7 protein-coding genes are annotated in these 7353 nt (G+C 41.7%); 3 read left to right on the plus strand and 4 right to left on the minus strand.

Features of this window, described 5'->3' with window-relative positions:
- Window positions 1–66: 66 nt before the first annotated feature.
- Together QUB04_RS26160 and QUB04_RS26165 are read right to left on the minus strand one after the other, a co-directional pair.
- Window positions 67–1545 (minus strand): bifunctional orotidine-5'-phosphate decarboxylase/orotate phosphoribosyltransferase, encoded by a 1479-nt coding sequence (locus QUB04_RS26160; protein ID WP_333288910.1) that lies wholly within the window; start codon window positions 1543–1545, stop codon window positions 67–69.
- Window positions 1546–1667: 122 nt separating this feature from the next.
- A complete protein-coding gene (locus tag QUB04_RS26165; RefSeq protein WP_333288911.1) occupies window positions 1668–3101 on the minus strand; it encodes a transposase in 1434 nt (477 codons plus the stop codon).
- Between the two features lie 384 nt (window positions 3102–3485).
- Between QUB04_RS26165 and QUB04_RS26170 the strand changes: the two genes are divergently transcribed.
- From QUB04_RS26170 to QUB04_RS26180, 3 genes are all read left to right on the plus strand, one after another.
- Window positions 3486–3668, plus strand: coding sequence for a pentapeptide repeat-containing protein (locus QUB04_RS26170; RefSeq protein ID WP_333288926.1), 183 nt, complete (start codon window positions 3486–3488; stop codon window positions 3666–3668).
- Window positions 3669–3765: 97 nt separating this feature from the next.
- Window positions 3766–4476 (plus strand): DUF547 domain-containing protein, encoded by a 711-nt coding sequence (locus tag QUB04_RS26175; RefSeq protein ID WP_333288913.1) that lies wholly within the window; start codon window positions 3766–3768, stop codon window positions 4474–4476.
- Between the two features lie 434 nt (window positions 4477–4910).
- Window positions 4911–5471, plus strand: coding sequence for a hypothetical protein (locus QUB04_RS26180; RefSeq protein WP_333288915.1), 561 nt, complete (start codon window positions 4911–4913; stop codon window positions 5469–5471).
- Between the two features lie 100 nt (window positions 5472–5571).
- Here QUB04_RS26180 and QUB04_RS26185 read toward each other — a convergent pair whose 3' ends face one another.
- Window positions 5572–6447: a hypothetical protein gene (locus QUB04_RS26185; RefSeq protein WP_333288917.1), complete on the minus strand. Its 876-nt coding sequence runs from the start codon at window positions 6445–6447 to the stop codon at window positions 5572–5574.
- Window positions 6448–6985: 538 nt separating this feature from the next.
- Window positions 6986–7276: a Uma2 family endonuclease gene (locus tag QUB04_RS26190; protein ID WP_333288919.1), complete on the minus strand. Its 291-nt coding sequence runs from the start codon at window positions 7274–7276 to the stop codon at window positions 6986–6988.
- Window positions 7277–7353 lie beyond the last annotated feature (77 nt).

Here is a 7353-nt window from a genome sequence, read left to right on the forward strand (position 1 = left end):
ATTTTGGAGGCAGAGCCTCCGGGTATTAATTACCAGGCAGAGCCTGGTAACTAGATATTTTATAGTTTAATGTTCCGCCGTCAAAAGATTGAATTGCTCGGTATCAATGCGACTTGCTCGATACAAAACTTCAGCAATTTCCGAAAGCGCTAACACGGAATGTGCGCGATAACCGTTGGCCTGCATCTTATCTTTGACTCCCTGTTCGTGGTCGATTAATACCACGATATCTTCCACATTCAAGCCAGCCGATTTTAACTTAGCCGCGCCTTCCATTACGCTTTTGCCACTAATCAAAATATCATCCACTACGACAATCGTTTCTCCTGCCTGAAAATGCCCCTCAATTAATTTGCCTGCACCGTAAGTTTTCACCTCCTTGCGCGGGAAAATCATCGGGCGTTCCATCCGCAATGCTAAACCCGTTGCTGTGGGTAAAGAACCGTAGGGAATTCCGGCAATGCGATCGAATTTTAAATCCTTGAGAATCTCTGCATAAGCGCTGACAATTTGATGGAAAATCTGCGGAATAGAAATTATTTTCCGCAAGTCGATGTAATATGGAAATACGGCACCCGATGCTTGTACGTGGTCGCCAAAAACTACGCAGCCGATGTCATAAAGTTGCAAGATTAAATCGCGGTGAGGTTCCGGTTGTAAAAAGCAAACATCGGGCAGCCACAGTTCGCAAGTGGGACTACCTTCGATCGCCCGCAGCCTCTGTTTATTAATACTATCCCGCAATTTCTCAATTTCTCGGCGTGGCTCTTTTCCCGCTAATAAACTTGGGGGGACTGGCAGCAGCAAACCGTCACCATTTGTGCTTAAACCCGCCGCCAGCAGTTGTGCGAGGTCGTTTTCTTCTGTGAGGTCATTTTCCTCGGCGATGTCTCCTTCGACTAAAATTAGGCGTTCTGGAGCTTCTTTGCGGATGCGAGCTAACATATCCGGCATTATTCCTACTTCTAAACCTAGTTTTTCGGGAGTTCCCCAAGTTTGAGAGAGTCGGACTAATTGCAAGTACAAAGGGTTTTTTGGCGTCGGGTATTCTTGCACAGCCTCGGCTGAGGGGTTGGCGGTGGCACAGAGGACAAAAACTGTTTTTCCAGCGTATAACAAAAATGGCGCTACTTGGTCGAATCCGGCATAGGGACTTAAGGTAATAGCGTCAACTCGCCAGTCTTGAAATACAATTTTGGCAAACACTGTGCTGGTATTTAAATCGCAGTGTTTGGCATCTAAAATTACTGGCAGGTGAGGGGGAATAATTGTTAAAATTTGTTCCAGCAATGCCCAACCGGGAATACCGAGAGATTGGTAAAAACCGAGGGTGATTTTGCAGGCACAAATTAAATCGGCTGTTTGGTCGATCGCACTTTTTAGCTTGGTAAACAAATCAGTTACAAAAGTTTGAGTTTCTTCCCCAGTCATGGAAACCTGCGGGGGCAAGGTTTCTGGGTCTGGATCGAGGGCTAAATAGAGCAAACTTTGATTGGTTTCAACAGCCGCTAACAGTTTATCGAAAAAGTTGGTTTGATCCGTCATAATTTGTTAGGAAGGTAAGGGGAATTTAAAAAATTGCAGCTCAAAGTGAGAGGGGTGTTGTGCCGGAAGAAACCGATCCCTGTTGAAGTTGAAATTAAGAATCTTGTGAACGAACCTGACGGTCAACTGAGTACAGTTAGACCGCAGGCTTCTTTTTCCTTTTTTTCAAAGGCTTTTTTGAGTGACGGAGTTCCCCCGCCACTTTCGTAACTTAGACCAATCTTATTTATAAGTTTGGCTGAATTTTCATCTCGATCCAAAGATTCTCCACATTGACAAGAATGCCACCGTTCCGATAATTCTTTCGGGACTTTGTTGAGGCAGTTCCAACAGTGCTGGGAAGTTCCCTTTGGATCAACAAATAAAACACTTTTACCTAGTTTCCATGCGACATATTTCAGAACGTTGGCGAATTGCCCGTGAGCAGCATCAAGCATGGATTTATTCAAACCACTCTTAGCTGACTGACCGTTAGGCAAATAAACCAAATTACCATTCTCAATATCAGTCTTGGGCTTGGCACGTCTAGTTAGATTTTTGACACTCAAATCTTCAACAACTAAAACCTCACACTTGCTAAGTAACTCATGTGCAGTTTTAAATTGAAAATCTAATCTAGCTCTAGCTACGAACTGATGGAGTTGGGAAATCTTGTCCTTGATTATTTTCCAAGGTTGGGAACCCTTGACTCTATTAGCTAACTTCGCTTGAAGCCTTGCTAATTTCTGAGCCGATTTCCTTAAAAATCTAGGATTCTCAACTCTTTCGCCATTGGAAAGATAGACGTAATTATTGACTCCCCAATCAATACCAACAGTGTTTTCTTCAGTCGGTAGAATTTCTGCAACCGTTACGGGAACCGTTTTATCTTCTAGCGTCAGGGAGATATACCACCCATCGGCTTCTCTGATAACACTACCCGTCTTAACTTTGAATCCTGTTGGTATTGGACGGTGAAAGACCATAGGCACTTGACCTATTTTTGCAAGGCTAATACAAATCCTGTTTTGTTCATCTTTGACAATATCTAAGTTGTCTAATTGAAGGTAAGTGAAGGATTTGTAGTAGTGAAGCCCTTTGAATCTTGGCTTGCCTCTACGATTGCCGTTTTTGTCGGGCGTGGTGAAGTTTGAAAAGGAAGTTTCAACTCTGTTGACGACATCTTGCAAAACCTGGGAATCTAACACTTTATAATCAGGGAATAATTTTTTAGTGTTTTTCAGGTCAGCTAATTGTATCGTCTGCCACTGTACATATCCGCCTTCAATGTTTGAGAAAACATCACCTTTCCTGGTTAGAGGATTGCCTGACTCATCCTTTTTTCTGCCATCCCTAGTTTGCACTCTAGTCAAGGGAATATTTCGATAAATCTCCTCAACAGGGACTATCGAAACAATCAATGGGCAGGCGTTGATAGGTGTTCTCGTGGTTTCCCACCACCTAAATCTTTCGCCGAGTCGGTAGTTGTACTGCCGACGGCAGAGTTCTAAATGAGCCACAATAGTTGCTAGTTGGGGCTTGGTTGGTTTGAGGCGGTATTTGTAAGTGAGTTGCATTTTTAGCTTCTTTTTTCGACCTACCTTAATATACCATTTCTTTTGTTTTAATATCTAGGAAGTACATCAAAGTTAAAGGTACTCGCAATGTCTAATTGTCGGTTTCCGTACCTACACCCGACGAGCCTTTCATCCCAAGGAGTAATTCCCAACGAGGTACTTCGCGCAGCGCTCAGATTAATCCCCTCTAAATATACCGAGGGATTTCCCGGCTGGTAGTTAAAATTGTAGGATGTAAAGAGCAGGAAATCTGTAACTTTGGGAGCAGTTTCATGGGGAATGATTTTGGAGTTGGCTACACCAGTGATTGCACCTAACCCGCAGCAAATCAATTAGTTGCGGTAAACTAACCAGTGTCCGGGCGGCGATTTTATCGGCCTTCGCCTGCGGTACGCGAGTTTAGCAAATGCGAATTTGCAAGGGGCAGATTTGAGAGAAGCAAATTTTAGGGAAGCTAATTTATCCGGGGCAAATTTGAGCGGGGCTTCTTGGCGGCAAGCTAATTTACAAGGCGCTAATTTTACTCAAGCTAATTTAACCAGAGCCCGTTTGACGGGTCTAATCTAAAAAATCCTACCGTTGGAGGTATTATTTGGGTGGACGGTAGTATTAAATAGATGCAGAAGTTAAAGCAATGCCCGCCTTATATTAGGGGTAGTAATAAATGATCGGTACGATCGACTTTACGATTTGGGACGAGTTGCTGCAACGCTACGTTGACGATTTCGGCCGCGTCAATTATCGGGGCTGGAAAGCTGAGGGGGCGGATGTTTTGAGGGCGTGGCTGGAAAGTTTGGCGGATGTGGATTTGGCCGATGGTACTGATGCGGATGCGCGGCTGGCGTTGTGGCTGAATGCGTATAATGCGATCGCAATTTCTCAAGTTCTGGAAGTATATCCGATCGCGTCCATCCGTCCCACAGTTTTGGGAATTCCCAACTGGCTGAGTTTTTTGGATTTTTTCACTCGTTCAAATTCGATTATTGGCGGCAAAAAGTACAGTCTCAATCAAATCGAACACGCAATATTGCGGCCGGAATTTGCGGAACCGCGCATCCATTTTGCATTAGTTTGCGCTTCTGTCGGGTGCCCGCTGCTGCGCCGGGGGGCTTATTTCCCGGAGTCGGTACGGACTCAACTAGAAGCGGATGCGAGCCGTTTTATTCACAATCCTGATAAGGTGCGATATGATGCCCAGAAAAAGACGCTTTATTTGAGCAAGATTTTTAAGTGGTACGGCGAGGATTTTGTAAAAGCGGCGGGTTCGGTGGCTGAGTATGTGGGCGGTTATTTGGGGCCGGAGGTGGCTGTGAGTGATGGATGGGCGATCGTTTTTTTGCCTTACGACTGGAATTTAAATCGGGTTGATGGATAAAATTTGCGCCTAGGGGTAGGTGTTTTTTTGAGGGAGTAATTTTTTTCGGCTGTCGTTACCCCTTCAAATTGCCAGATTCAACAGGGCGATCGGATGACTCCGAGGCGATCAACTGTGACCAGGTGAGAGGCGATCGGACTGCTGGCACTGGCAAGGGTGAAAAATGCACCATTTAGGGCGGTGTGTGGGGTTTTGGGATGATTGGATGGCTGGCAGGGCTGAAAGGGTGAGAATCGCACCACAGGCACGGCTCGCACGGTTTGAGAGGCTGGCAAGGTCTAGCAGTTGGAGCGGTGGCGGTCATTAGATATCAGTCATCAGTTCTCAGATGTTGGAGCGGTGGCAGTGTAGTTGAAAAATCGCACAGATACACAGTTGCTAATCATTTATGTAAAGGGTTATGATTATTACACTCTTTCAAAAATTCAAATAATATGTTTTCCCTGCCAAATGGTATTTATATTTTCTTTGGTTCCATTTTAGGTGCTGTCTTAGGCTCCTTAATTTCAGGTGGTTTATTAATAATGAATAATTCAAGAAATAATAAGTACCAAATGGAACGAGAAAAACAACAAAGAATTAGTCAAGAAGAAAGTGATAGACATAAATGGTATCGTGAGAAAATTTATGATTCCTATAGGAATTCAATTCAGATTTTAACAACAATTATAAAAGAGAAATATAAAGCAGAAATTAAAAGTGAATACGATAGTTTATATGAATCAAACCATGATTTAGACCTCGTACTTACCCTAAAAAATTTATACTTTGAATTCACTTCAGAGTTTTCTATAATATTTGTGGGTCATCCTTATAAAGATACTAAAGAATTTAATGAAATAATAGATGAAATATTGAATGATTCGGTGGATAAAGATCCTTTTCTTGCGCGTGTAGTAATAACTAGAATGATGGAAAATGACCCAAGAATAAAAGATATAAACAAAGGAGACTTAAACACCGATAACACTCAAAAACCGTTTAACGTGATTTAGTAAGATGTGTTTTTACAAGTTTCACCGTCTAGAGCTTGTAAAGGTGTTTTACGCTTACATAAGGATAACGTTATTTCTCTAGATAGCAAGTTTGAAATAATTATTTTGTAAAATGTTTAATTAACATTATATCTTTATCAATCTGCAAAATTTGACGTTCGATAGCAGCTTTTGTCGCTTCGTTAGGTTTTAACTCTGCGTCCCTTTGATAACGAATTTTACGTCGTTCTTTTGCAGCTATTTTAGAATTATACATCCACAAATAACTCCCAGCACGAACACTTTTGGAACGTGATTCTTGGTTGACATTTTTCATTGTAGCTGCCACCTCTCTTTTCTGTAATTGCAATTCTTTTTTAGCAAGAGTTAATTCTTTTAATAAGGTCTTTTTTTCCTCTGAATTTTTGGGAGTGAAGTCTATAGCTTCTTGCAATTTTTCAGCCATATTTTCAAGAATTTCTTTATACTTATTTTTAAATTTTTCTTGTGTGAAAGTATTGACATTACTACTGTATTTCAAAATCAACGTGTCTAAGCGTTCTATTGACACAACTATTTTTGCTATTGCGCTTTCAGCTTCTTTATCCCATTCTGCTACTTCATCAAAAGTAGAAAGCTTTTTGTATTTTTCCATTAAGGAGTTGAAATTAATATTAATTCGTAAAGCTTCACCTTCAGCAAATAGTTTGTGAGATTCATCTACTACGGTATGTTGTTGTGTATGGTCTTGATTGTTAGTTGATAGTTGATGAGATTCATTTACTACTGTATTTTGTAGTTTATTGTTTTGATTGCGAGCAAAATTTTTACCACTAGCCGTGAAAAAAACCCAATAAAATGACCCGATGGCAGCTTGTATAGCACATAATGCAATAAATTTATTAAGTGCTGATACTTCTAAATATTTCAACGTGAAATAACAAAACATAACTACACTAATTGTTGCTGTAATAACAAAAGTTTGAAATTGATACATAAAACCTCCAAGTTGTCGTTGAGTTGTAAATTGAAGTTTTAAGAACTGTACACTTGTGACTGCAAACCTGACATTTTTAAAAAACTGACACTCTGAGCGTTGCTAAGGTCGGAGCGCTTCTAGCGCTTGCGCGGTTGTATTTGTATAGCATTTTGTTTCGTGTAGCCACATAAACAGTTGATATGTCATAATAGCAGATATTTGATTATATTTTTCAAAAAATCCCTGTTTAAAAAGTAAAGATACTTATCAAAACTAACCACATCACAAATTTAAAGTTTCCTGATGTGTAAGGGTTACAGGGCTTAGGCGGGGAAATTAGAGTATCCCCGCCTAGATTTATTTAGCAAAGTAAGGTTGGTGATATTCTCACGTCACTATCTAAAAAGGGTGTGACTGTTAGCGAAACTTACAGGTTGCAATCAACCTAAATCCCTATCAGGGATTGAAACATGGCCTTAATCAGGTTGAAGGTGGAGATTTTCACTAATCGGTAGGTGGTTAGATGAATGCTAACCAATTAGCTATTGATCCGCCCTTAAACCTCTCCACTCAAAATCTGTTGAACCGTCAAACTTAGCTGTGGAAACATCGGAGATACGATCGCCTCTCCATCCCGAAATACCCCAACCTCAACATATTGCCCATCCTCAAGCCACAAAACCGTCACCACTTCTTCTATTGGATCGATAACCCAATACTCTGCGATGCCCCGCGCTGCGTACTGAGCTCGTTTGCGTTGGCGAAGCCCTCGAAGAGGATCGTAATCCCGATCCCTGCCCACTCTACCCGGACTCACTACCTCCACAACAAACCGAGGAGGCAGCATGTTAGAGAGTCGATGGTAGAGTGTCCCCCACCATCTCTCCTACAAAACCGTGCTTGCGACTTTCACCGCACACGGCT

The sequence above is a fragment of the Microcoleus sp. D2_18a_B4 genome, assembly GCF_036702475.1.
Taxonomy (GTDB): Bacteria; Cyanobacteriota; Cyanobacteriia; order Cyanobacteriales; family Microcoleaceae; genus Microcoleus.

Bases quoted from the DNA above. Each gene is read 5' to 3' on its own strand.
- QUB04_RS26175 (WP_333288913.1), top strand. From the start codon at position 3,766: ATGATCGGTACGATCGACTTTACGATTTGGGACGAGTTGCTGCAACGC.
- QUB04_RS26165 (WP_333288911.1), bottom strand. From the start codon at position 3,101: ATGCAACTCACTTACAAATACCGCCTCAAACCAACCAAGCCCCAACTA.
- QUB04_RS26180 (WP_333288915.1), top strand. From the start codon at position 4,911: ATGTTTTCCCTGCCAAATGGTATTTATATTTTCTTTGGTTCCATTTTA.
- QUB04_RS26160 (WP_333288910.1), bottom strand. From the start codon at position 1,545: ATGACGGATCAAACCAACTTTTTCGATAAACTGTTAGCGGCTGTTGAA.
- QUB04_RS26190 (WP_333288919.1), bottom strand. From the start codon at position 7,276: ATGCTGCCTCCTCGGTTTGTTGTGGAGGTAGTGAGTCCGGGTAGAGTG.
- QUB04_RS26185 (WP_333288917.1), bottom strand. From the start codon at position 6,447: ATGTATCAATTTCAAACTTTTGTTATTACAGCAACAATTAGTGTAGTT.